Annotated in this window: 16 protein-coding genes and 2 pseudogenes; 6 read left to right on the plus strand and 12 right to left on the minus strand. The window is 61.0% G+C overall.

What is annotated here, in order from left to right; genetic code table 11:
* Positions 1–192 precede the first annotated feature (192 nt).
* The 7 genes from ACILSR_RS12040 to ACILSR_RS12070 all read right to left on the minus strand — a co-directional run bounded on the left by ACILSR_RS12040 (position 193) and on the right by ACILSR_RS12070 (position 11,711).
* Complete coding sequence (locus ACILSR_RS12040) at positions 193–3,765, minus strand: hydantoinase B/oxoprolinase family protein (protein WP_395750023.1); 3,573 nt, start codon at positions 3,763–3,765, stop codon at positions 193–195.
* Positions 3,762–4,484, minus strand: coding sequence for a hypothetical protein (locus ACILSR_RS12045; protein WP_395750024.1), 723 nt, complete (start codon positions 4,482–4,484; stop codon positions 3,762–3,764). The genes ACILSR_RS12040 and ACILSR_RS12045 overlap by 4 nt, the downstream gene beginning before the upstream one ends.
* Positions 4,485–4,512: 28 nt before the next feature.
* Positions 4,513–4,938, minus strand: a complete 426-nt coding sequence (locus ACILSR_RS12050; protein ID WP_395750025.1) for an NYN domain-containing protein — start codon at positions 4,936–4,938, stop codon at positions 4,513–4,515.
* Positions 4,939–5,751: 813 nt separating this feature from the next.
* Positions 5,752–6,549 carry a PIG-L deacetylase family protein gene (locus ACILSR_RS12055; RefSeq protein WP_395750026.1) on the minus strand — a complete coding sequence of 266 codons (798 nt, stop codon included), beginning with the start codon at positions 6,547–6,549 and terminating at the stop codon, positions 5,752–5,754.
* Between the two features lie 74 nt (positions 6,550–6,623).
* Positions 6,624–7,520, minus strand: coding sequence for a sugar phosphate isomerase/epimerase family protein (locus tag ACILSR_RS12060; protein ID WP_395750027.1), 897 nt, complete (start codon positions 7,518–7,520; stop codon positions 6,624–6,626).
* Positions 7,521–7,685: 165 nt separating this feature from the next.
* A complete protein-coding gene (locus ACILSR_RS12065; protein ID WP_395750028.1) occupies positions 7,686–8,600 on the minus strand; it encodes a dihydrodipicolinate synthase family protein in 915 nt (304 codons plus the stop codon).
* A gap of 66 nt (positions 8,601–8,666) precedes the next feature.
* Positions 8,667–11,711 carry a PVC-type heme-binding CxxCH protein gene (locus ACILSR_RS12070; protein ID WP_395750029.1) on the minus strand — a complete coding sequence of 1,015 codons (3,045 nt, stop codon included), beginning with the start codon at positions 11,709–11,711 and terminating at the stop codon, positions 8,667–8,669.
* On the opposite strand from ACILSR_RS12070, the gene ACILSR_RS12075 reads away from it, so the two are divergent.
* The gene (locus tag ACILSR_RS12075) at positions 11,710–12,639 is read left to right on the plus strand and encodes a hypothetical protein (RefSeq protein ID WP_395750030.1); all 930 of its coding nucleotides are present in this window, start codon (positions 11,710–11,712) and stop codon (positions 12,637–12,639) included. The two genes, ACILSR_RS12070 and ACILSR_RS12075, sit on opposite strands and share 2 nt — an antisense overlap.
* A gap of 82 nt (positions 12,640–12,721) precedes the next feature.
* Here ACILSR_RS12075 and panD read toward each other — a convergent pair whose 3' ends face one another.
* Positions 12,722–13,072: an aspartate 1-decarboxylase gene (gene panD, locus ACILSR_RS12080; RefSeq protein WP_395750031.1), complete on the minus strand. Its 351-nt coding sequence runs from the start codon at positions 13,070–13,072 to the stop codon at positions 12,722–12,724.
* 92 nt (positions 13,073–13,164) lie between these two features.
* Between panD and rsmA the strand changes: the two genes are divergently transcribed.
* Complete coding sequence (rsmA, locus tag ACILSR_RS12085; protein ID WP_395750032.1) at positions 13,165–14,526, plus strand: 16S rRNA (adenine(1518)-N(6)/adenine(1519)-N(6))-dimethyltransferase RsmA; 1,362 nt, start codon at positions 13,165–13,167, stop codon at positions 14,524–14,526.
* A 201-nt stretch (positions 14,527–14,727) separates the two neighbouring features.
* Positions 14,728–15,438, plus strand: a complete 711-nt coding sequence (locus ACILSR_RS12090) for a transposase (RefSeq protein WP_395750033.1) — start codon at positions 14,728–14,730, stop codon at positions 15,436–15,438.
* 65 nt (positions 15,439–15,503) lie between these two features.
* On the opposite strand, the gene ACILSR_RS12095 is transcribed toward ACILSR_RS12090, so the two are convergent.
* The 3 genes and pseudogenes from ACILSR_RS12095 to ACILSR_RS12105 form a co-directional block, all read right to left on the minus strand.
* On the minus strand, positions 15,504–16,097 hold the full coding sequence (locus ACILSR_RS12095; protein WP_395750034.1) for an HAD family hydrolase: 594 nt from the start codon (positions 16,095–16,097) through the stop codon (positions 15,504–15,506).
* Positions 16,098–16,229: 132 nt separating this feature from the next.
* Positions 16,230–16,777: pseudogene (locus ACILSR_RS12100) on the minus strand (alpha-isopropylmalate synthase regulatory domain-containing protein); the annotation flags it as partial.
* Between the two features lie 312 nt (positions 16,778–17,089).
* Positions 17,090–18,139: pseudogene (locus tag ACILSR_RS12105) on the minus strand (2-isopropylmalate synthase); the annotation flags it as partial.
* A 677-nt stretch (positions 18,140–18,816) separates the two neighbouring features.
* On the opposite strand from ACILSR_RS12105, the gene ACILSR_RS12110 reads away from it, so the two are divergent.
* From ACILSR_RS12110 to ACILSR_RS12120, 3 genes are all read left to right on the plus strand, one after another.
* Positions 18,817–20,916 (plus strand): VIT domain-containing protein, encoded by a 2,100-nt coding sequence (locus ACILSR_RS12110; RefSeq protein WP_395750035.1) that lies wholly within the window; start codon positions 18,817–18,819, stop codon positions 20,914–20,916.
* Positions 20,917–20,978: 62 nt separating this feature from the next.
* Positions 20,979–21,749, plus strand: a complete 771-nt coding sequence (gene hisA, locus ACILSR_RS12115; RefSeq protein WP_395750036.1) for a phosphoribosylformimino-5-aminoimidazole carboxamide ribotide isomerase — start codon at positions 20,979–20,981, stop codon at positions 21,747–21,749.
* Between the two features lie 277 nt (positions 21,750–22,026).
* Complete coding sequence (locus ACILSR_RS12120) at positions 22,027–22,830, plus strand: fumarylacetoacetate hydrolase family protein (protein ID WP_395750037.1); 804 nt, start codon at positions 22,027–22,029, stop codon at positions 22,828–22,830.
* Positions 22,831–22,982: 152 nt separating this feature from the next.
* Here the strand turns inward: ACILSR_RS12120 and ACILSR_RS12125 are convergent, their stop codons facing one another.
* Positions 22,983–23,591: an LON peptidase substrate-binding domain-containing protein gene (locus ACILSR_RS12125; protein ID WP_395750038.1), complete on the minus strand. Its 609-nt coding sequence runs from the start codon at positions 23,589–23,591 to the stop codon at positions 22,983–22,985.
* Positions 23,592–23,737: the final 146 nt, after the last annotated feature.

Below are 23,737 nucleotides of genomic sequence, written 5' to 3' on the forward strand. Positions count from 1 at the left end.
TCTTCGCCTTCTCGTAGTCTTCATTGATCAGGCGCAGTTCCCCGAGCGGATCGGAGAGCGGCGGGCAAGGGCGAGGAGTCAAGGAGTCGAGGAGGCAGGGGGGCAGCAAAGTAGTCCAGAGCTTTAGCTCGTTCTGGAAGGCGCGTCGCCGGAGTCCGGAGTCCGGAACGAGCTGAAGCTCTTGACTACTTTTCAAGCCCCCCACCCGCCCCCACCCGGTGTCTCGATGACCACGCGGTCTCCGGCTTCCACAGCGAAGGACGTGCAGCCTTCGAGCGTGGTCGCGGTGCCATTCCTGACCAGCGTCTGCCGTCCGCATTCGCCAGCGCCGCCGCCATTCATTCCAAACGGAGCTTCTATGCGATGCTGCGTGAGCAGGCTCACCGTGAGCGGTTGCAGAAACTCAAACTCACGCACCACGCCATCGCCGCCGTTCCATTTTCCCAGGCCACCGGAGCCGCGACGAATCGCAAACTGCCACAGGCGCACGGGGTAGCGCTGCTCGATGATTTCGGGGTCGGTGATGGCGGTGTTCGTCATGTGCGTGTGCAGCGCGCTGGCTCCGTGATAACCCGCACCTGCGCCCGCACCTCCGGCGATGGTTTCGTAGTAGCCGAAGCCCGCGCCGCCGAAGAGAAAATTGTTCATCGTGCCCTGGCTGCAGGCTTGCAGGCCGAGCGCTTTGATGAGCGTGTCCACCAGCCGCTGGCTGACTTCCACATTGCCACCCACCACGGCGGGATCGCGCGCGGCATCTCCGGTGAAGGTGGGATTGAGCAAAGACTCGGGGCAGAGGATTTCGACGGGCTCGGTGAGGCCTTCGTTCAGCGGCAGATCTTCCTGCAGCATGAGGCGCATGACGTACAGCACCGCGCTGCGCACGATGGCCGTGGTGGCGTTCAGATTGCGCGGATGCACGCCCGAGGTGCCGGTGAAATCGAGCACGAGTTTGCCCTCCGCTTTATGCATGGAGACGGAGATCACCGCGCCATCATCCAGCTTCTCCTGCGCTGAGATGGCATCGGGCAGGCGTGCAATCTGGGTGCGCATGACGCCGGCGGAATGATCGAGGATGCTCTTCATCATTCCGGCCAGCGAATCGTCTGCCAGTGCGCGCAGGCGCTCGGCTCCGTGCAGATTCGCGGCGAGCTGTGCGTGCAGATCCGCGAGGTTGTCGGCGAGATTGCGCGTGGGATGCGCGGCGCTGGTCAGCAGCGTGCTGATTTCCTCAAAGCAGGAGACCCCGCCACGAATGAGATGGCGCGGTGCGATGACCACGCCCTCCTCGAGCAAGCGCGTGGCATTTGCAGGCATGGAGCCGGGCGTGATGCCGCCGATCTCCGCATGATGCGCACGATTGGCGATGTAACCGATGAGCCGCTGCCGCGCATCATGCACTGGCGTGATGAGCGTGACGTCCGGCAGATGCGAGCCGCCGTAGGCAGGGTGATTTGTGATGATCGTGTCTCCCGGCTGCAATGCGATGGCCTTTGCCACCTCCCGCACGCACACGCCCAGCGCTCCGAGATGCACGGGGATGTGCGGTGCGCTGGAGAGCAGCCGCCCATGCGCGTCCAGCAGCGCGCAGGAGAAGTCCAGACGCTCGCGGATGTTCGTAGAAATGGAGGTGCGGCAGAGCAGCGCGCCCATGTCGCTGACGATGGAGTGAAAGCGGTGCCGCAGCAGATCGCGCTCCAGCGTGGGCGCGGCGGTGGCCGCTTGCTGCCTGCGCAGCACATGGCCGAAGCCCGTGACCTTCTCCACCTGCCATCCGGGTGCGATGACGATGGTGCTGAACGCATCCTGGATCAGTGCAGGCGCGGGATCGAGCACCTGCGTGTGCAGCGCGGACTCCTGCGCGCTGCTTTGCGCCTCACGCGTGATGATTCGCACGCTCACCAGTTCCACCACACGGCTGGCCGGCGGCGGGTAGCCAAACAGACGCTCATAGGCTGCGGCGTAGAGTCGTGGCAAATCGTCCGCGTTCTCAAATTCCACCTGCAGCGGCGTATCCTGCCCCTTGAGCCGCAGCTCGGCGATCTGGGTGCGTAGCGCAGGCTTTGGCCCGTCGGTCTGCGCTAAATTCAGTGTGCCACTCTGCAGTGCCTCGCTCAGCGGCATGCGGATTTCCTTTTCCACAATCGTCTCCGGCACCGCCTCCTGCAAACCGACAGCGCTCAAGATGCCTGCATGCCCGGGCACGAGGATGGTCTGCATGCCGAGCGCCTCCGCTACGGCACAGGCATGCTGCGGCCCGGCGCCGCCAAAGGCCAGCAGCGCGTGCTCGGCGGGATCATAGCCCTCGCCGATGGAGATGCGGCGGATGGCATCGGTCATATGCTCCACGGCGAGGCGCAGCAGGGAGTTCAGCAGCTCGGTTTCCGTGCCGCTGCCATCTGTCTGCGCGTGAAGTTCACTGAGGCGGCGCTGCGCGGCGGCGAGATCCAGCGGAATCGGCGCAAGCGCGGGATCAAAGCGGCCGAGCAGGAGATTCACATCCGTGATGGTCAGCGGGCCGCCTTTGCCGTAGCAGGCGGGGCCGGGATTGGAGCCTGCGCTTTGCGGCCCCACAGCCAGACCATGGTGCGTCATCTGGCAGATGGAGCCGCCGCCCGCGGCCACGGTCTCGATGGCCACGCAGGGGGCGAGAAGCTGCATGCCCGCCACATTCTGCGTGAAGCGATAGCCGGGGCGTGAATCGATGCGCGCCACGTCCGTGCTGGTGCCGCCCATGTCGAAGGTGATGATCTTGGAAATGCCCAGACGCCGCGCTGCATTCGCAGCACCGATGGCGCCGCCCGCCGGGCCGCTGAGCAGCATGTCCTTCGGGCGGATGTCATCGGCGGTCTTGAGTCCGCCCGCGCTCGTCATCACCTGCATGGTGGCGGACACATGGCGGATGCCGTTGAGAAATGACTGCACCGGCGCGTGCAGATATGCGTCTGCCACGGTGCTCTGCGTGCGTGGCAGCAGCTTGGCAAAGGCGGCCGTCTGGTGCGAAAGCGTGAGGTGTGTGAAGCCGCACTCGCGCAGGATCTCCGCCACGCGCATCTCATGCCGCGGGTGCGCATGCCCATGCAGCAGCGCGATGGCCGCCGTGGTGATGCCTCTCTGAATGCACGCATGCGCCGCCGTGCGCACCGCTGCTTCATCCAGAGCCACCAGCACCTCTCCGGCCACGCTCACACGCTCCGGCACTTCGCAGGCCACCTCATGAAAAAGCACGCGCGGTGTGTGCTCCAGCGCAAAGAGATCACTCCGGCGCTGATCGCCGATCTGCAGCAGATCTCCGAACCCCCGTGTGATGAAAAGCGCGATGCGTCCGCCCTTGTGCTCCAGCAGCGCATTCGTGGCACGCGTGGTGGCGATGCGCAGGTCCAGCGGTGGAAACTCGTGTCCCGGCGGCGTGTTGGTGAGAATGCGCGCACCCAGCACGGGCGCCTCCTCGCCAGTGCTCAGCTCCACCAGCGTGCCATGAGGCCATGAGGCAGGCGCATCCAGGGCGATCTCTCCTCTGCTCGGGTCAAAGGCCGCGATGCTCCGCGCCGCAGCGCCGCCCACATCACTCAAACGAAAGCCGACGAGCAAACCGGAGGGCAGGGGAGGCAGGCCGGAAAGCCGAAACCGCAGGCCCTCACCAGCCGCCACCACGGCGCGCAGATGCCCGGTGGAGAGGACCTTGCAGCGCGATTCGCGGCCCTCGGGATCCAGCGCATGGCAGTCCGTGAAGGTGCCACCCGTGTCTGCTGCCACACGCCACTTCACGGCTTTTTGGGCGCGGCCGCTTCAGGAGCAAAGTCCATATCTGGCACCCAGCGCAGTTCCTTGAAGGCATCGTAATACGCCTCACAGTCACCGGGTTTGAAGGCCTGCAGGCCGCGTTTGATCCAGTCCGAGGCGCCGGCCTGATTGCCTGTGTCAAAAGCGAGCGCGGCCTTGCTGAAGTAGTAGGCCGGGGTGTCGTCCATGAAGGTGAATTGGTCCGCGATGATCTGCTCCGCGGCGGGGCGGTGACCCAGCTTCAGCTCACAGAGCACCCGCCGGTAATGCACCAGGTGGCGGATGACCATTGGCAGCTTGGGGAAGTCCGTGGTCAGCTTCGTGAAGCGCTCCAGTGCGGTGGCAAAGTCGTGCTTCACGAAATAGAATTCCGCGAGGTTGAACTGTGGCAGCGGGCTGCCCGGCTGGAGTTGCGCGGCTTTTTCAAACTGCTGCAGCGCCATGTCAAAGTCACGCCTCCGCGGTGCCAGATGGATGTCTCCGCGCAGCGCATACAGGTCGGCCAGATTGGGGGCGATCTTTTCGATGGCGTCGAGCTTTTCGAGCGCCTCCTCGTAGCGCTGCTTCACACGCAGGTCGCGGGCTTCCAGCAGCATCTTGCGGACCTCTTCAGACATGGGCGCCGGCGCGCCGGCTTTCGGGTCTTGAGCGAGCACGGCGGAAAGGCCGAAGGTCAGGAACAAAAGGGTGGGGATCAGTCGCATGGCCGCGAGTGTAGAGCGTGAATCGGAATCAGGCAAGGCGGGCGCGCATGCTCGATTCAGCGCCGTCGCACAGGCTGCGCAGGATTTCCGGGCTCACCCAGTCCGCACCAAGTGACAAAATCGTTTCACGCACCATGCCGTCCGCCGAGACCACGCGCATGGGCCGGTCCTGGATGTATTTGGCCACCAGGCGCTCGATGATCGTATCCGCCGTGGTGCCGGGGTCTGCGTAGATGATCTGCAGCCCCTGCGGCTCGCGCTCCTCGTTGGTGCCCTGCTTTGCGCCATCAAAGACCACCACCACCTGCATGCCGCTCATGTCCTGCAGATTCCGCAGGCGCTTCAGCAGTTCCGTCCGCGCCAGATGCCGCCGCGAGGCCACACGGTGCTCTTTCTTCAGCTCCGGCCACGCGTGAATGACGCTGTGGCCGTCCACAAGCATGTAGGTCATCATGGCAAAGGGGGAGTTACAGGTTAAAAGTTTAAAGTTAAAAGTTTCCAGAGCACACGGCGCGGATCGCCTGATGGCGGCCGATACGCCCCATGGGAGCTATACGCCTGTGCATGCCGCACGCCTCCGGCAACTTGAAACTTTAAATCTCAAACTTGAAACTCCACCTCAAATCGGCACCGCCTTCGCCTTCTCGTAATCTTCATTGATGAGGCACAGCTCTCCGAGTGGATCGGAGAGCGTTGGCCACGGGCGAGGAGGCAGGGTGTCAAGGAGTCAAGGAGGCAGGGCGTCAGCAAAGTAGTCCAGAGCTTTAGCTCGTTCTGGAAGGCGCGCCGCCGGAGCCCGGAACCCGGAGTCCAGAACGAGCTGAAGCTCTTGACTACTTTAGCCGTCCTCAAACCGGCACCGCCTTCACCTTCTCGTATTCTTCGTTGATGAGGCACAGATCCCCGAGCGGATCGGAGAGCGGCGGGCAAGGGCGAGGAGGCAGGGTGTCAAGGAGTCAGCAAAGTAGTCCAGAGCTTTAGCTCGTTCTGGAAGGCGCGCCGCCGGAGCCCGGAGTCCAGAACGAGCTGAAGCTCTTGACTACTTTAGCCGTCCTCAAACCGGCACCGTCTTCGCCTTCTCGTAGTCTCCGTTGATGAGGCACAGCTCTCCGAGTGGATCGGAGAGCGGCGGGCGAGGTCAAGGAGGCAGGGAGGCGGGGCGTCAGCAAAGTAGTCCAGAGCTTCAGCTCGTTCTGGAAGGCGCGCCGCCGGAGCCCGGAGCCCTGAGCCCAGAACGAGCCGAAGCTCTTGACTACTTTAGCCGTCCTCAAACCGGCACCGCTTTTGCCTTCTCGTAGTCTTCGTTGATGAGGCACAGCTCCCCGAGCGCTTCCTTCAGCGGATCGATTTCCTTGGCGCTGAATCCCAGGTGCAGGTGCCTGCGCCAGCCTTCGGCGTATTCAAATTTACCGGAAAGCCTGCCCACGGCGCGGGAGGACTCGTCCATGCTGATGAGGTAGGAGTCCATGCCCTGGCTCACGTCCAGCCAGTGCTTCTGGCTTTCGTGTGCCGCCAGCGCCTCGCGCTTGCGCGCATGCACGCTGGTGGTGTCCACATACTGGCCTGCCATGAGCTTCTGGCGCAGGGGATCGCACAGGCCGTGCGGCATGGCGTGGTAAACCGTCACATCGTGCGCATAGGAGGGCAGGTGCGGATCGGTTTGGAAATTGGGGATGCAGTGGGAAAACGCCGCTGTGACCGCCAGGCGGCAGGCCTGCATGTGGTCCTCCATGTAGTCGGCAGGTGCATGCGTGAGCACGATGCTGGGCTTTGCCATGCGCACCACGGCGGCCACCTTGCGCAGGTAGGGCACGGAATACGTCAGCTCCAGGTCATCGGCGATGGGCGGGTAAAACGCGGCCCCCAAAATGCGCGCCGCCTCCTGGCCTTCTTCGAGGCGCTTCTTCGTCGTGGTGGGTCCGTCCATCTGCACCGAGCCACCGTTGCCGGTGCAAAGATTGATGTAGTGGATGTCCCAGCCGCGAGCCTGCAACTGCAGCAGGGTTCCGGCGGCGACGAACTCGATGTCGTCAGGATGGGCGAAGATGGCGAGGGCGGAAGGCATGAAGAAAATAGTTCAGAGCTTTAGCTCGTTCTGGAAGCGCACAGGTGCTGCGGGAGCGAACAATGAATGGCCGCTCACATCGCAAAAATCTTGTCCATGCGCTCGGTCAGCAGCTTGAGGCCATTGGGATTGATGCCGCCGCGCTGCTCGCTGATGGCCCAGCCGGAGTAGCCTGCGGCATCCAGCGCTTTCATGATGGCTGGCCAGTTGTTGTCGCCCTGGGTGAGGTCGCAGTCGAAGCCCTTCCACACGCCTTCGTCCTTCATTTTCTTGGTGCTGTATTCTTTAACGTGGATGCGGTTGATGCGCTTGCCCAGCACCTTGATCCACTGCTCCGGCCAGCCGTAGCGCAGCACATTGCCGATATCGAAATGCCAGCCCACGATGGGATCGCCGATCTCATCGAGAAAGCGCACGGCTTCGAGCGGGCTGAGGATGAAATTGTTCCAGACGTTCTCAATGGAGATCTTCACGCCGAGTTCCTTGGCCAGCGGCACGGCCTTCTTGATCTCCGTGATGCTGCGCTCCCAGGCCACATCGTACGGCACCGTCTCGCTCACCACACCGGGCACCACGAGGATGGAATCCGCGCCGTAGGCTTTGGCATCGCGCAGAGTCGTCAGCACGCCTTGCAGGCCTTCCTCGCGAACTTTGGGATCATCATGCGTCAGCGTCTGCTTCCAGTGCGTGTGGCAGCACACGCTGGCGGCCTGCAGGCCGGACTGGCCGAGGGCTTCGATGACTTCCTGCTGATTCATCCCGCCACTCGGCTCCACGCCTTCGTAGCCTGCTTCCTTGGCCGCCTTGTACTTCTCGATCAGCGTTCCCTTGATGCCGAGCGTGCCGCCCATGATGGCCTTGCGCAGCTTGCGCGCAGCAGGCTTGGCGGCGTCTTGGGCAGAAACGCCACCCGAGGCGGCGAGAAGTGCAGTGGAGGAAAGCGACTGGAGGAAGCGACGGCGAGAGGTCATGGCTGGAGAATACGCACGAGCATGCCGTGTGCTGTCACCGCCCGTCAATACAATCCTCAGCGCGTTCGCCAAAGACTAACGACCAAAGTAGTCAAGAGCTTTAGCTCGCTCTGGAAAGCACGCTGCTGCTCCAGGGCGAGCTAACGCTCTCAACTACTTTTCCACTCAGCCATTCTTTGCCAGCAGCGCCTTGGCCGCTTTCTCGATCTTCGGCAGCAGGTTTGCTGGAAGCTCGGTCAGCAGCGGCAGCACCGGGCCGGTCTGGGCCACGCCAGAAAGCTCCACGGCATGGTGAAGGACAAGGATGGGGCTGTGCGCATTGCGCAGGTCTTCCAGCGCCACAAATTCCGCACGGATCTTTTCCGCAGTGTCCCAGTCCTTCTTCAGGATGGCCTGCAGCATGGCGGTGGAGCGGGAAGGGGCGATGCACACGCAGCCTGCGGTGAAGCCGGTCACACCGAAGTCACGCAGATGGATGATGGCAGGCTGCTCGCCGATGCCGCTGACGATCATCTTGGGATCCACCAGCTTGATGAGTTTCTTCAAATAGGGGTCCTTCTTCGGATCCGGCTCCACAATGGCGTACTTGATCCAGGAGATGAGGCCGTCATTCACCAGCTCGGCGGCGATCTCAGGAGTGATGTAGGCGCCGTCTTTGATGTAGAGCACGGCTTTGATGCCAGACTTTTCCACGAAGTGGCGGATGGCCGTGGCCACACCGGCGGGCTTTGAGGGGAAGAGGGTCGGAAGCAGCATCGCCGTGGGAAATGCGAACTCGCTGAGGATCTTGGCCTGGTCCATCGCCGTGCCGTACATGGGGCCCACGGAAGGCACCACCCACATGTCGTCAGGAGAAATATCCACCAGCATTTTCAGCAGCGCATGGTATTCGCTTGGGGCGATGTTGTAGAGATTGGCATTGCCTCCATACAGCAGCGTGCGGATGCCGCCTTTGTGCATGTGCTTGATCAGGCGGCTGTTTTGCGACTTGGCCAGAGACAGATCTTTGTTCCGGCACAGGGGGGGCACGGCAATGACGGAGGACTGCAGATCTTCAAAGGTGACAGGGGTGGTCTTCATGGAAGTGTCATGTGAGCGCAGAGAACGCCCGCTGCAAAGGAAAAACCACTCCGCAATGAGGGGGGCTCACTGTCCCTCAATGAAGCTAAGCAAATCCGCCATGTCCTGCACGCTCATGCCGGTCTCCAGACCCTCGGGCATGAGGCTTTGACCGGTGGAGGTGCTGCCTTTGATTTCGGAACGTTGTAAGGTTTTTTCTAGGCCGCCCATCATCTTCAGCGTCATGCTGGAGGCGGTGTCATTGGTGATGATGCCCGCGAGTGTCTGGCCGTCTTTGGTCACCACGGTGTAGGCGATGAACTGCGGCGCCACCTCCTTGTGCGGTTCCAAAATGGCGGTCAGCAGCGCGTCGCGCCCCTTTGTCTTCACCGTGATCAAATCGGGGCCCACCTGCAGGCCTGTGGTGCCCGCACGGTGGCAGGCCACGCAGCGCGCCATGTACTGCAGCTGCCCCTTCGCAGCGTCACCTTTGGCGGCGATCGCTGGCTTGAACTTGGCGGTGACTTCTTCGCGCGAAGGCGGGATCACAGACGCCAGCGCCGTCTTTGCCAGTGCGGCAACAGCAGGCGACTTGTGCTTAAGGAGTGCCTGCACCTGAGATGCAGAAAAGGACTCGGGCTTGACCGCCCCAGATTCCAGCAGCGCCAGAGTGCGGTCCTCACGCGCCAGCATGGCCTCCATCGCCGCCTCTTTTGCTTTAGGACCATAGCCTAGCCAATCGGCCAGCAGCGATTGGGTCACCGCCGGAGCGCTGGACTGCGCCAGCGTGCGAATGGCCGCCGCCTGAACGGAGTCGGGCTGATCTTTGCCGAGACATTGGGTCAGCGCAGCCGTGGCTTCCTTGGATGAAGTGAGGCCGAGGAGTTCGATCGCATCGAGCCGTGAAGCGGGTGCGGCTTTGCTGTCTGTTGCCGTAGTGGCTGCCTTGCCGAACACTGCTGCGAGCTTGTCCTTCGGATCGACATCCGCGATTTTGAGGCCTGCGCGGCGAACACCGGTGAGGTATGACTGAATGAGGCTGGTGTCCTGCCAGTCGGTGGTCAGATATTTGACCCACTGATTGTCGGTGCGGTTCTGCGGATTTTTAGCCACGGTCTCCAGCAGCTGGCCCACCAGCTTGATCGTGTCCGGCGACCTGTCCGTCTCGGTGCGCAGGATGTGAAACAAAAGCAGCGCGTCGCAATGGCCCGGTGCGGAAAGGATGGCGCTGATCTCCCGCGGACTGGAGAGGTCCTTTTTCAGGCCTGCCCAGATTTGCCCGATGCTCCCCTCCCACGCACTTCCCAAGCCTTCGCTTGGGGCAAGGATCGGCGGGAACAGCGCTGGCAGTGACAGTGTGGCCTGAAAGCGCACCCGCGCGGAATCATCCCTCAGCATCGCCAGCACCTTGCTCGTCAGCTGCGGTGTCCGCAGCTTCGCTTTTTCGAGTGTCACGATGGCTCGTTCCCTGACCTGCGCATCTTTGTCATCCAGCAGCGCAAGAAGGGTGTCTTTTGAAACGACGCCAAAACCCTCCAGCGCTCCCAGCGCATGCAGCTTCGCCAGCGCATTGTCTCCGCTGAGCACCTTCTCCAGCAGCGGCACAGCGGCTTTGTCATTGCGTTCATACAGCAAACGTTGCGCGGTGTCACGATGCCAGCCGTTCGGATGTCCCAGCGTTTTCACCAGTTCCTCGGTGCTCATTTTTCCCAGCGCCACTTTCTGGCCGATGCGCTCCGCACCTTTCTCAGGAACGATGCGGTAGATGCGGCCGCGGTCGTTGCCGTTGTTGAGGTCGATGTATTTTTTGATCTCATCCGGGATGCTCCAGGGGTGCTCGATCACCTCGCGGTACATGTCGCAGATGTTCAGGCAGCCGTCGGGGGCATTGGCAAAATTCACCACACGCACCCAGGTGTCCTTGCTGGCGGCAAATTCAAAGCCGTGCTCATCGGCAGGGCGCTCGCCCACGAGGCTGATGCCGTCGGCACTTGGCTTGATGATCTTGCGATGCACCAGCTGGCCACCTGCGTCTCCGGTGAAGCTGTTGTTCACAAAGTCAGCGCCGTAGGCATCGCCGCGGTAGATGGTGGTGCCAGTCGCGCCGGTGAAGTAACCGCTTACCCGGCCGCCGCCTTCCACGCCACCCTTCACCACACCAGCGATACGCCACCGCGTGCGGATGATGCGCCACGGCTCATCCGGGCTGAGGCGAAACACCTCCGCCGCACCGCCATCCGCCGCGATGCTCTGGCGCGCGGGCGGCATGGTGTAGTAGGGATTCCTGCTGGCGTATTTGTCGTCATAAACCCAGTACTGCAGGTGGTCGGAGTTCGAGCAGCCAAACTTGCGGCCGTAGTTGTCAAAGCTCATGCCATACTGCGCGCCGCCGCCTTCGAGGCCGAATTCAAACGTGCGCGGATCAAACCAGAAGTCCTTGCCGCCGAGTTCGATGCCTTTGTCTTCGGGCCGCTTCAGGCAGGTGATCACGCCGCGATTGCCGCCACCCGCGAGGATGTGGATGCGATTGTCCTGACCCCACATGGGGCTGTTCGCGAGGCCCTGCACATTGAGCAGTTTCAGGCCCGTGCCAAAACCGGTGAAGACCTTCTCGCGCACCTCCGCCTTGCCATCGCCATCTGCATCTTTGAGAAACCAGATGTCCGGCGTGGCAATGACAAAGACACCGCCATTCGCGTAGATGAGCCCGGTAGGCCAGGCGAGGTCCTCGGCAAAGACCTGGCTCGTTTCGAAGTGGCCGTCGCCATCCTTGTCCTCCAGCATGGAGATGCGGCCGAGGTGCGGCGTGACATCGCGCATCTCGCTGTAGTCGATCATTTCGCACACAAACATGCGCCCGTTTTCATCGTAACTGACCGCGATGGGAGAACGCACCTGCGGCTCATTTGCGGCGAGCTGGAGCTTGTAGCCCTTTTTCACCTGCCAGGTGGCGATGGCATCCTTCGGCTCCACGGCCGGATAGCGCGGCAGGTCCTTGCTGGGATCGATGGACGCACCACCGACGGTTTTGCCGTAGGCCTGCGCATAGGTCGTTTTGGATTTCAGGCCGTCAGCCTGCGCGAAGAGCGCGGAGCAGAATGCGAAGGGCAGGAGAAGGGCGAGGCGTGTCATGCCGAGAGCATACGGAATCCTCCGCCAGCATGAACAGCCGAAAGTGGCTCATGGTGGTATTCTTGTGATGGAGCAGCCGCTGCAAAAGGCATTTGCCGGGAGCGGGGTTGCCAGTATTCTTCACCATGCCCGCAGACACCGCTGCATGCCCGGAGACTCCACCTTTGAAACCCGCCGCCAAGCCTCAGAAGGCAGCGCAGCCGGTGAAGCCGTGGATTACCCGCGAGGAGATGCAGGCGTTGGTTTCCAGGCAGCCCTTGATGTCTTGGGAGGAGAAGGTTGCGCAGATCAACCGGAGTCTTGGACGCCCGCAGGGTACACCGTAATTCGGGAACAGCAGATCGGCCTCCTATCAGAATGGGCGACCGAGAAAGGCCTTTGGATTTCAGCCGACGCGCTTGGCGCACGAAACAGCGGGCGCATGGAGCATGCTGTTTTTCGAGGGGCGGTTTCGGAGAAGCGCGCATTTAAAGCCACGAAAGGTGCCAAGTTTGGCTTCTGGCCGTTTATCGACAGCGAAGTCGTATCCACACGGCTTGACGAGTATCTGGTCATGCGGCCAGCCACCCCGGCTCAGTATTTGGCACGCCTTTTATTGCTCGATACTCTTTATTTGGACATCAATCGCCTCAAGGGATTTGCGCTGCTCGACGGTCATTTTTCTATTATAACCTCGCAGCCATGGTTTGCGGCCCGCAACGCCACCTGGAAGGAGATCTCCCATTGGCTTGGCGGTCTTGGTTTCAAACCAGTGCGCGATGACATCTACGCCGATGCCACACGCTGGTATCACGCCGAGCAAAATCTGGCCCTGTTCGATGTCGGCGAGAGCAATGTCCTTTGCAGCGAGGGCCAGCTCGTCCCCATCGACATCATTCCCATGCGTCCCCAAGGCCTGCTGCGCGAGACTTTGGAGCGCTTTGGCTGAGCCTTCAGGGATGGGCAGTCCGCAACCACTCCCCGTCATTGACGGCGCAGCCACTTTGACTTCTTGACCTTGGTCGTTCGCCTCACAGCACCGTATCATTCACCACCTCGTTCCGCTCATTGAGCAGCAGGCGTTTCGGAATGATCGGGTTCTCGCTTTCGCCCCATGCCATGATGGTGACGCGGTGGCCGGTGTTGATGAGATGCGCGGCGGCGCCGTTGACGACGATCTGGCCTGAGCCATGCACGCCGGGAATGACGTAGGTTTCCAAACGCGCACCGTTGGTGATCGAGGTCACCAGCACTTTTTCGCCGTTCCACAGGTCGGCTTTTTCCATGAGGTCTGTGGGAATGGTGATGCTGCCTTCATAGGCGATGTTGGCATCGGTGATGACGGCGCGGTGGAGCTTGGATTTGAGGAGGGTTCTGAGCACTAAACAGAGTGCGTCATCTGGGCCGGGGGTCAAGTATTGGCTGCCTCCATGATTGGTTTGATGGAACCGCAGAACCGTGGAAGGTGGGGCCAATGAGATATCGCGACCAACGCCGCTCCGAAGCCCCGCCCGCCCGCCAGCACTTCACCCCGCGCAAGAGCATGGGGCAGAACTTCCTGCAGGACGAGGGAATCTCCCGCTGGATCGCCGATCAGGTGCAGCCGGATGGCGCGGAGATGGTGGTGGAAATCGGCCCCGGCATGGGTGCTTTGACGAAGCATCTCGCTGGCAGGTCCAAGAAACTCATCCTCATCGAAAAAGACGCCCAGCTGGGCCCGGAACTGCAGGGCCAGTTTGCCGGTCGTGGCGATGTGGAGGTCATCCACAATGACGCCACGCGCATCGACCTGCGCCCATGGTTCCGGCATGGGCCGCTGAAGCTCATCGGAAATCTGCCTTATTCCGTCGGCGGAGAAATTTTGAAGCACTGGCTCACGCCGCCTTCTCCGGTGGGCTGCGCCGTCTTCATGCTGCAAAAGGAAGTGTGCGACCGCCTGGCCGCCACCTGCGAGGACGACTCCTACGGCGCGCTGAGCCTGCTGGTGCAAAAGGACTGGAATGTGGAGATGCTGCGCGTGGTGCCGCCGGAGGTTTTCAATCCGAAGCCGAAGGTGGACAGCGCGGTGATCCGCCTCACGCCGCGGGACCCTGCCACGCTGCCAGTGTTTGACCATGTGCTGTTTGACCGCCTGGTCCGCATGGGCTTCTCCCAGCGGCGCAAGCAGTTGAAAAACCTCCTGCCCGAAGCCCCCGGCGGATGGGACTCATTAATCGAGGCGCTCGGGGTCACCCCCATGGTGCGTGCGGAAGCTCTTTCCCTGGTGCAGTGGATCCAGATCGCCCGCCATTACGAGCAGCGCCATGAAGCCGATGCCGGGCAGAAGGCCAGCGAGATGTTTGATGTGGTGAATGAGCGCAACGAGGTCATCGGCCAGCTCACGCGCGGAGAGGTGCACAAGCAGAAGCTGCTGCACCGTGCGGTGCACATCTTTGTCATCAACAAACGCGGCCACATCTACCTGCAGCAGCGCTCTCATCTCAAAGATGTTTCACCCCTGAAGTGGGACAGCAGCGCCGCCGGTCATCTCGATGCCGGAGAAGGCTACGCCAGCGCCGCCGTGCGCGAGCTGGGAGAGGAAATCGGCATCCACGTGGAAGCCACCGAACTCGCCGCCGAGATTCCTGCCGGAGACAACACCGACCACGAATTCGTCGAACTCCGCCTCGCTCATCACGATGGCCCCATCCGCTGCCTCCCCGAAGAAATCGCCACCGGTGATTGGTTCAAGCCCGAAGACATCACCGCATGGGTGGACGCAAGGCCGCAGGATTTCGCCAAGGGATTTGTGACGTGCTGGAAGGCGTGGATGAAGAAAAGTAGTCCAGAGCTTTAGCTCGTTCTGGGAGAACTCCGCCGCACCCCAATCTCCAAACCGAGCTGAAGCTCCAAACTACTTTCGGCGATGCCGCCTCCAGACCGACGATCCCGACTCGCGAAACGGCGAAGCAAAGTAGTCCAGAGCTTTAGCTCGTTCTGGAAAACTCCGCCACACCCCAATCTCCAGACCGAGCTGAAGCTCTAAACTACTTTAGTCATGTCCTTTCAGCCGTTCAATCCTGGCAAAACGGTGCACAATCACCGCGGCAGACTTCCGCATTGGCGGCAGTGGGGTACAACTTACTTTGTCACATCCCGGCTTGCGGATTCTCTTCCAGCAGACGTGCTGGCAGCTTGGCGTTCAAAAAGGGATGCATGGCTCCTGGAAAAGGGCATCGCCTCCGCGCAAGAACTCGATCACCTCAGCGAAGATCAACGTCACGCCTACCACCGCGAGTTCACAGCACGATTTCACGAACTGCTGGACTCTGGTCATGGCGAGTGTCTCCTCGCGAACCCAGGTCATGCCGCGATCCTTTCCACAAAGCTCATGTCGGGCCACGGAACCGACTACCAGCTTGATTCCTGGGTCATCATGCCAAATCACTTGCATGCACTCGTGCAGCCCGCCGAAGGCACACAACTTGGAAGCATCGTGCAGCGCTGGAAAGGCGGCAGTGCCCGGGAGATCAACAAAGTTCTTGGAAGTTCCGGTCAGCTTTGGCAGCACGAACTCTTTGACCACATTGTGCGGAGCGAAGCCCAAATGGATCATTATCGGCGCTACATCGCCATGAATCCGACCAAGGCGGGGCTGAAAAGCGGCTTTGTTCTGGGCATCGGAGCAGAATCAGGGCTGGCGGCCGAGACACTCCTGGAGCGCTTTGATCTTCAGCGCGAAGCGAAGCAAAGTAGTTCAGAGCTTTAGCTCGCTCTGGGAGAGCTCCGCGAGCCTCCCAGAGTCCAGAACGAACTAAAGTTCTCGACTACTTTCTACCTCAAATTCGGCGGCACAAACACCCACTGCATCCCAGCGGCTTTCGCGGCTTCAATACCACTCTGGCCATCCTCCAGCACGAGGCATTCGCTCGGTGCCACGCCCATTTGTTCGGCGGCCAGGAGGAACATGTCCGGCGCGGGCTTGCCGTGCTTCACTTTCTTCGGGGTGATGATGACAGGGAAGAGGTCGATCAATCCGGTGGCTGTGAGGCAGCCGCGCACGGTGGACTCCTCGCTTCCTGAGGCCACGGCGATGGGGAATTTGCCAAAAAGTGACCGCGCAAACTCCGCCACGGGGCGCACCGGCTGCACCTGTGGAATGTGCTTGGCAAACAGCTCCATCTTCAGTTCATCCACGCTCACCGGGTCCAGATTCGTGCCGTGCTGCGCGTTGAGCTTCTTCACCACATCCTGCTCCTTCATGCCGGCGCTGGCGTAGAATTCCGCCTCGGTGAAAACAAACGGCGCAGCATGCTGATTGAGCGACTCGGTCCAGGCGACGTAGTGCAGGGGCATCGAATCGACGAGCGTGCCGTCGCAGTCGAAAATATAGGCTTGAAAGGGGTAGTCGGGGATTTGCAGAGACATGGGGCGCGTGTCTTCATAAACCGCAACTGGGTGCTGCGGGCAACCAAAAGTAGTACAGAGCTTCAGCTCGTTCTGGGAAGCTCCGCCAGCCCCCCAGACCCCAAACACGAGCTAAAGCTCCTGACTACTTTTTTATGCTGCACGATTCACCGCGCTCAGCACCGCTTTGATGGATGCGAGTTCGATGTTTGTGTCCACACCTGCACCCCAGATAGTCTTGCCGTTGGCGGTCTTGATCTGGATGTAGGCCAGCGCGCTGGCTTCGGTGCCGGAGCTGAGGCTTTGCTCGCGGTAGGTGGCCACTTCAAAGGCGGGTGCTCCCGCATCCTGGATGAGCGCCTGCGCAAACGCGGCGATGGGGCCATTGCCTTTGCCGGCGACGCCGCGCTCCTTGCCGTTGATGACGAGGCTGCAGCGGCAGGTGAAAACGCCGTCCACGCCATCTCCTTCCAGAACATGTTCTTCAACTCGGTAGCGGTGACTTCGCGGCCCAGCTTGTCCACGATGTCGTTGGCCAGCGGGCCAAACTCGCGCTGCATGTCCTTCGGCAGTTCGATGCCGAATTCGCTCTCCAGCAGGTAGGCGACGCCACCCTTGCCGCTCTGCGAATTCACACGAATGACCTCGCGGTATTCGCGGCCGATGTCGTTGGGGTCGATGGTCAGGTAGGGCACGTCCCAAACAATTTGATTCTCTGCGAGATAATCCCTGACTGTTGCTCCAAGCCAAGGGCAGCAAATATTGTTCGGACATTCTGCCCATTTTGGATGATTGTACATGCCCGCCGTCAGCTTGTTTGCATCTGGTAAAGCATGATACCGGTCCCAAGTCGCGTGGGCTTGCGCCTTGGTAAACGGATTGTCGGCATGTCCTGCGGCGGCCTTAATGGTGCCTCTATCGCCTTTCATCGTGACTCGGAATGATCCATGCCCTCCCAGATTTTGGAACTCCCGATCTTCGTTCAACAGCCAATTCCAATACTTATCAAAGAAAGCGGCCAGCCCCTTCTTGATCGCATCCTGGTGGCTGCCGCTGAAGGCGGTGAAGACCAACTCTCCGCTGTAAGGATGGCGCGGGGCCACGGTCATGCCGGTGGTGCGCTCGTACATGCTGATGAGGCCGCTCATGTCGCTGAAGTCCAGGCCGGGGGAGATGCCGTGCATGTACAAATTCATGGCCACCTGCACGATGTCCAGGTTGCCGGTGCGCTCGCCATTGCCAAACAGCGTTCCTTCCACGCGGTCGGCGCCTGCCAGCAATCCCAGCTCCGTGGCGGCGGTGCCGGTGCCGCGGTCATTGTGCGTGTGCAGGCTGATGATGAGGCTCTCGCGATTTTTGATGTTGGTGCAGATCCATTCGATCTGATCCGCATACACGTTGGGCATGGCCACCTCCACGGTGTCGGGCAGGTTCAGGATCATCTTGTGCTGCGGCGTCGGCTGCCACACGTCCATCACGGCCTCGCTGATCTCCTTGGCAAATTCCACTTCAGTCGCGCTGAAGCTTTCAGGCGAATACTGCAGCGTCACCTGCGTGCCGCCTTCGGTCAGGCGATGCAGGCGGTCCTTGATCATCTGCGCGCCTTTGACGGCCACGCCGATGATCTCCTCCTTGGTCTTGCCAAACACATACTTGCGCTGCGCAGGCGAGGTGGAGTTGTACATGTGGATCACGACCTTCTTCGCGCCGATGAGCGATTCGACGGTCTTCTCGATCAAATCCTCACGCGCCTGCACCAGGCACTGGATCGTCACATCGTCGGGGATGCGCTTTTCCTCGATGAGGCGGCGGTTGAACTGAAACTCGGTGTTGGAGGCGGAGGGGAAACCGACCTCGATCTCCTTGAAGCCGCATTTCACCAGTGCATCGAACATCTCCAGCTTTTGGGAGACATTCATCGGCACGGCAAGCGCCTGGTTGCCATCGCGCAGGTCCACGCTGCACCAGATGGGCGCGTGAGTCAGATGACGGGAAGGCCACTGACGGTTCGGGATGTTGATCAGCGGAAAGGGCTGATACTTGGAAGACGGATTCTTTAACATGATAAAAACAAAGGTAACAAAGATGGTAGGACCAATGGAGGTGCCTGAACGGAAAAGGAAACAGCCGTGACGTGACGGCAAGAAGCATGACGAGGGAACGCGGGCCGCCTACCCTAGCGTAAGTCGCAGGGGGAGCAGAAGCAGAGCCGTGGCTGGCGTGGTCATGACGAGGGGAAGAAAGCAGGGAAGAGGCGGAGGTCAAGGGGGCAGTCAAGGGTCAAGCGCTTCGCGTCTAGGTGGTCAAAGGGGGCATCAGAGGAGGGTGCAGATTGAGGGAAGGGGAGATTCACCGGAACTTCACTCGGATTTCACATTAAAAGAGATGACTGGCGGGGACTGTGTTTCATAGGCTCAGCTAAATGAAGGGTGTTTTGAAATTCATCAGGCGGTTGCTGCTTTGCGCGGGCATCGTGTTTCCGTTGGTCTCTCTGGGCATGGAGCTTTCCACGCACAGCTGCGCCTCTACGTTCTTTGACCCCATTCCCACCTGGGCGCATGTGGCTTTGGTCCTGCTCATGCCAGCGTCCATTTTCTTTTCCTGGACAGGCCGAAAGCTGCCGGGCACTGCCTGGGAAACAGCCGGGACCTTTTTGCATGGGGCGGGGCTTTTCCCTTCCATCCTTTATACTGTGGCCATGGGCTTCCTGAGCGCCATTGGACTCATGATACTGCCATTCATGCTCTTTTATGCATTTGCTAATCCTGGCACGCTTGCCGTCGTCCCCTTCCTTATGGCCTTGACCGGCCCCCTGGCTGCATTGGTGGCGTGGCTCATCTCATGCAAAGCAGTGTGGAGTCAGCCTGTCCAAAGAAGGCGCACTCCATGGCGCGCCGGGCTCATCGTCGGCATGATGGCGGTGGTGGCCACAGAGTGGAGCATGGTGAGCCTGCGTGGAGACATTGACAAGGCCATCAAGGCTCAGTCCAAGCACGATGGCAGCCACGCCCGTTCATTGGCCGGGCTGCGGACGAACAGCCGGGAGACCTTTCTGCTGAACCTTTGCTATAATGAGAGCCATGCGGGCGCTTTTGGGCCGATGTCGCACATGCTTTTTCGCTCTTCCTTCAGCCGCGAGGATCTGCGCTCCCTCTATTTTCGCGTGACGGGGATTCCCTTCAGCGATGCGCCTCCGCCACGTGGGGTGAGGCAGAGTCTTGCGGGCACGCGGATCAGCAGGGATGAAACCTTGGATGGTTTCGCGTGGGATGAGGATCGTGGCGGAGCCGAAACAGGCGCTCGCATTCGAGGGCTGTCCATGCAGTCCTCCCGCATGGACTGGCATGTGGATGCGGACTCTGCCCTGGCGCATGGGGAATGGACGCTGGAGTTTCACAATCAGCACCGCAATGCGCAGGAGGCGCGCTGCCAGATGCTGCTGCCGCCGGGTGCGTGTGTTTCACGGCTCACGCTTTGGATCAATGGCGAACCGCGAGAGGCGGCCTTCGGCGCACGTTCGCAAGTGACGGAGGCGTACCGCCAGACGGTGTCGCAAAACCGGGATCCCGTGCTGGTAAACATGGCAGGGCCGGATCGTGTGCTCACCCAGTGCTTTCCCGTGCCTTCGAATGGCCGCATGAAAATCCGGCTGGGCATCACCGCGCCGCTGGATGCGCAGGCTCCGGCGGCTTTGTTCATGCCTCTGATCGTCGAGCGCAATTTCAGCATTCCAGATGGGACAACGCAAACCATCTGGGTGCAGTCTCCGCAGGCGCTGGAGGTGCTGCAGGAGTGGCGCAGCGCCGCCATGAGCAAGGATGGCGCATGGACGTGGCAGGCGGAGGTGACGCAGGCAAAGCTGGCCAACCTGAGCTTCGGAGTAAAGCAGCCGCCGCTGCCCAAGGTATGGACCAAAGACAAGCTGGCGGGAGACGAGCCGCCGGTGGTCATCGTGGAGCGCACCCAAGCCGCGCCGCCGACAGATGGCACCGCCGTCTTTGTTGTCGTCGATGCCTCCTCCACCCTGCGACCGCACGCCGCCATCATCCGCGAGGCCTTGAAGCAACTGGCCAAGAAAGCACCCGTGACGGTCTGGGCCAGCACGGATGGGGAAGCCGTGGAGATTCCCGTGGCAGAAATCGATGCCCGCCTGCAAAACTCCGCCTTTGCCGGCGGACGCGATGCAGTGCCACCTTTCAAGGCGGCGCTGAAACGCCTGCGCGAAACCACCGCTCCCGCCACCCTGATCTGGCTGCATGGTCCGCAGGCTGCCAAAATTTCCGGCGCTGAAAGCATCAAGCAGCTTTTTGAACGCGGTGCCGCAAGGCCGGTCATTCATGCCCTTGAACTCGAGCATGGGCGCAATACTTTCCTGGAGGAAATGTATGACTCAGCCCCCATCGTCAGCGGCCTGCGCTGGCAGGAGGGTGGCGGCGCGAATGCTCTGTTTGAGACTCTGATGCAGATTCACCACGGCCCCGCGACGGTGGCGAAGACGACTCGCGCCGCCACGCCTCCCGCCGATGGCAGGGAAGTCTGGGACCAATTGGCGCGGCATGTCGTATTTCGTGAGGTGATGGCGGTATTTCAAGGACGTGACCATGTGCCGGAAACTCAGGCGAAGCGTGCTGCGCAGCATCAGCTGGTGACGCCATACTCCGGTGCCGTCGTGCTGGATAATCAGGCACAGTATGACCGCGCAGGCCTGAAGCCGGTGGACTCGGGCAGCGCTCCACAGATTCCGACCTTGGGCACGCCCGAGCCCTCCCGCATGCTGCTGATCATGCTGGGAATGTCCGCGCTATGCCTTAGACGTCGGCGGGGACTGTCATTAAGATGAGACACAGCCCTTGAAGGGTGGCAGAGTCGGAGTAGGAGGAAGAGGAAGATTTTAACACCTCCATGACCCAATTCCGCCCCTGCATTGATCTCCACGACGGTCGCGTAAAGCAAATCATCGGCTCCTCGCTGCGGGATGATGGCACCGGGCTGAAGACGAACTTTGTGAGTGATCGCGGTGCCGCGTGGTATGGAGAACTTTACAAGCGCGATGGCCTCACTGGCGGGCATGTCATCCTGCTGGGCAAGGGCAACGAGGAGGCGGCGAAGGCGGCGACTGGGGCTTTTCCCGGTGGCCTTCAGGTGGGCGGCGGCATTCGCTCCTGCAATGCGGCGGAGTATCTGGAAGCCGGGGCCAGCCATGTGATCGTGACGAGCTACCTGTTTGAAACGGACGGCACCTTCAACCAAACGCGGCTGGACAAGATGGTGGCTGCGGCTGGAAAAGAACGGCTGGTGATTGATCTGAGCTGCAAGGCCACGGCCACGGGCTGGACGGTTGCGATGAACCGCTGGCAGACGCTGACGACGCTGGATGTGACACCGGAGTCCCTGCGTTTTCTGGCGGGGCATTGCGCGGAGTTTTTGATTCATGCGGTGGATGTGGAGGGCAAGTGCGAGGGCATCGACGAAGCTCTCGTGACATTTCTCGGCGAGCATTCGCCCATTCCCATGACGTACGCGGGAGGCATCCGCCATCTGGACGACCTGAAGCGCATCGATGAACTGAGCCATGGCCGCGTGGACGGCACCGTGGGAAGTGCGCTGGATCTCTTCGGCGGCACGGGCGCGAAGTATGAGGAGCTGGTGGCGTGGAATCGGCGTGGAGTGTGAGGAGCGCGGACTTTAGTCCGCAGAAGGTCGTCCTCGGGGGACGGGTGTTTGCCTGCTCTGCATGCAGCAAACCGGAGGACGCTGGAGGTGAGAATGGAAAGAGGCAGTGCGGAGCGAAAGTTCTTCGCGGAGTTCTGCGGAATAAATTCCGCGCTCCTAGGCGCTGGGGCTTGCGGTGGCACGGTTCTCGTTGGAAGTACGTGTCGATGTCTGGATCTCCGATTCATGATTCCCGATTCCCGAAAACAGGCTCAAGACGACTGCACTACTTCCACCCATGAAAATCATCCGCTACTCCGACTCCCAGGGAAACATCGCTCACGCAGCGCAGCAGACCGATGGCTCGGCGCTGGTCATTGAGGGGGATATCTACGGTGCGCATCGCGTCACCGAGCAGAAGGCGGAGGTGGCGAAGTTGCTCGCACCAGTGCAGCCGTTTGCGATTGTTTGCATCGGTCTGAACTACAAGAAGCATGCGGAGGAGACGAAGGCGGAGCTGCCGAAGCATCCGGTGGTGTTCATGAAGCTGCCGAACGTGGTGCAGCATCCTGGAGAGCCCATTCTGCTGCCCACGAAACTCAAAAGCGACAAGGTGGACTACGAAGCCGAACTGGCCGTCGTCATCGGCAAGACCGCGAAGAACGTGAGCAAGGCGGACGCTCTCAGCTACGTGCTGGGTTACACCTGCGCCAACGACGTGAGCGCGCGCGACTGGCAGAAGCACGGCGGCGGCGGCCAATGGTGCCGCGGCAAATCCTTCGACACCTTCTGCCCGCTGGGCCCCGTGCTGGTTACGGCGGATGAAATGCCCAATCCCAACACGCTCGGTATCAAGACCGTGCTCAATGGCGAGACCATGCAGGATTGGAACACGAACGACATGATCTTTGATGTGCCCACGCTCATCGAATTTCTCAGCGGCAGCACCACTCTCATGCCCGGCACCGTCATCCTCACCGGCACGCCCCACGGCGTCGGCGCGGCACGCACGCCACCCGTTTTCATGAAGGACGGGGATGAAGTAAGCGTCGTGATCGAGAAAATCGGTACGCTGACCAATCCGGTGCGCGATGAGGCGTGAGCCAAAGTAGTCTAGAGCTTTAGCTCGTTCTGGGAATAAAGTACTTGTGAGCTTTAGCTCACTCTGGAAAGTGCGGCGAGTCTCCCAGAGCGAGCTAAAGCTCACGAGTACTTTTCCAAACCAATCTTCCAAACCCGAGCTGAAGCTCAGCACTACTTTGCCTTTTCAAGCTCGCTGATGAGCTTCTCATACCGCCGCTTCGGGCAGCACTCTTCGAGGAGCATTCTCAGGGCGGCTTTTTTGCGCACGAAGTGGAAGGCGATGATGTCGCAGACGGCTTCGGCTTCGTCCATCTCTTCCAGTTCCTGGCGCATCTGCAGCATGCTGCTGCAGCTGTCGTCCGTGGGCGCGGGCAGCAGGGCGAGCGCGCGGGATTTCAGCACACGCAGAACACTCAGCGGAGCATGCTGAGTCAGCACCGGCTCTACCAGCGCGATGCGAAAGGGTTTCAACTGCGCCCAGCCGGTGATGCGTACGCGGCAGACCCCGTACAGCATGACCTGGGAGGTGCCGTCGGGATTCTTGATCGAGGCACGGACCAGGCCCGCGGTGGTCACAGGCAGGACGTCGTCATCACCATTGGACACTCCCACGCAAAACATGCGGTCCGTGTGCAGCGCGTGGTCCAGCATGCGGCGGTAGCGGTCTTCAAAAATGAAGAGCGGCAGGTGGCATCCCGGAAAATGGTAGCAGTCATCGAGCACGATCACTGGCAGGCTGTGAGGCAGCACAAAACCCTTGGCAGAGAATGTTTTCGACAAGATGTCCATGAAGCAGATGCCACGGGATACGCACGCAGGTGGCTGATGGTTCCTTGATTCCTCCCGGAACGCCAGCGAATCATGCCCTGGCGAAAGAAAAGAAGACAAAACCCCAGGAAAAGGGGAATGCAGAACTGGACCAACTC

This window comes from Prosthecobacter sp., assembly GCF_044222565.1.
In the GTDB taxonomy this organism is placed as follows: domain Bacteria; phylum Verrucomicrobiota; class Verrucomicrobiia; order Verrucomicrobiales; family Verrucomicrobiaceae; genus Prosthecobacter.

Bases quoted from the DNA above. Each gene is read 5' to 3' on its own strand.
- ACILSR_RS12095 (WP_395750034.1), bottom strand. From the start codon at position 16,097: ATGTCTCTGCAAATCCCCGACTACCCCTTTCAAGCCTATATTTTCGAC.
- ACILSR_RS12045 (WP_395750024.1), bottom strand. From the start codon at position 4,484: ATGCGACTGATCCCCACCCTTTTGTTCCTGACCTTCGGCCTTTCCGCC.
- ACILSR_RS12090 (WP_395750033.1), top strand. From the start codon at position 14,728: ATGTCCTTTCAGCCGTTCAATCCTGGCAAAACGGTGCACAATCACCGC.
- ACILSR_RS12070 (WP_395750029.1), bottom strand. From the start codon at position 11,711: ATGACACGCCTCGCCCTTCTCCTGCCCTTCGCATTCTGCTCCGCGCTC.
- ACILSR_RS12050 (WP_395750025.1), bottom strand. From the start codon at position 4,938: ATGATGACCTACATGCTTGTGGACGGCCACAGCGTCATTCACGCGTGG.
- rsmA (WP_395750032.1), top strand. From the start codon at position 13,165: ATGAGATATCGCGACCAACGCCGCTCCGAAGCCCCGCCCGCCCGCCAG.
- ACILSR_RS12110 (WP_395750035.1), top strand. From the start codon at position 18,817: ATGCTCTTTTATGCATTTGCTAATCCTGGCACGCTTGCCGTCGTCCCC.
- ACILSR_RS12065 (WP_395750028.1), bottom strand. From the start codon at position 8,600: ATGAAGACCACCCCTGTCACCTTTGAAGATCTGCAGTCCTCCGTCATT.
- ACILSR_RS12120 (WP_395750037.1), top strand. From the start codon at position 22,027: ATGAAAATCATCCGCTACTCCGACTCCCAGGGAAACATCGCTCACGCA.
- ACILSR_RS12075 (WP_395750030.1), top strand. From the start codon at position 11,710: ATGCCGAGAGCATACGGAATCCTCCGCCAGCATGAACAGCCGAAAGTG.
- hisA (WP_395750036.1), top strand. From the start codon at position 20,979: ATGACCCAATTCCGCCCCTGCATTGATCTCCACGACGGTCGCGTAAAG.
- ACILSR_RS12060 (WP_395750027.1), bottom strand. From the start codon at position 7,520: ATGACCTCTCGCCGTCGCTTCCTCCAGTCGCTTTCCTCCACTGCACTT.
- ACILSR_RS12055 (WP_395750026.1), bottom strand. From the start codon at position 6,549: ATGCCTTCCGCCCTCGCCATCTTCGCCCATCCTGACGACATCGAGTTC.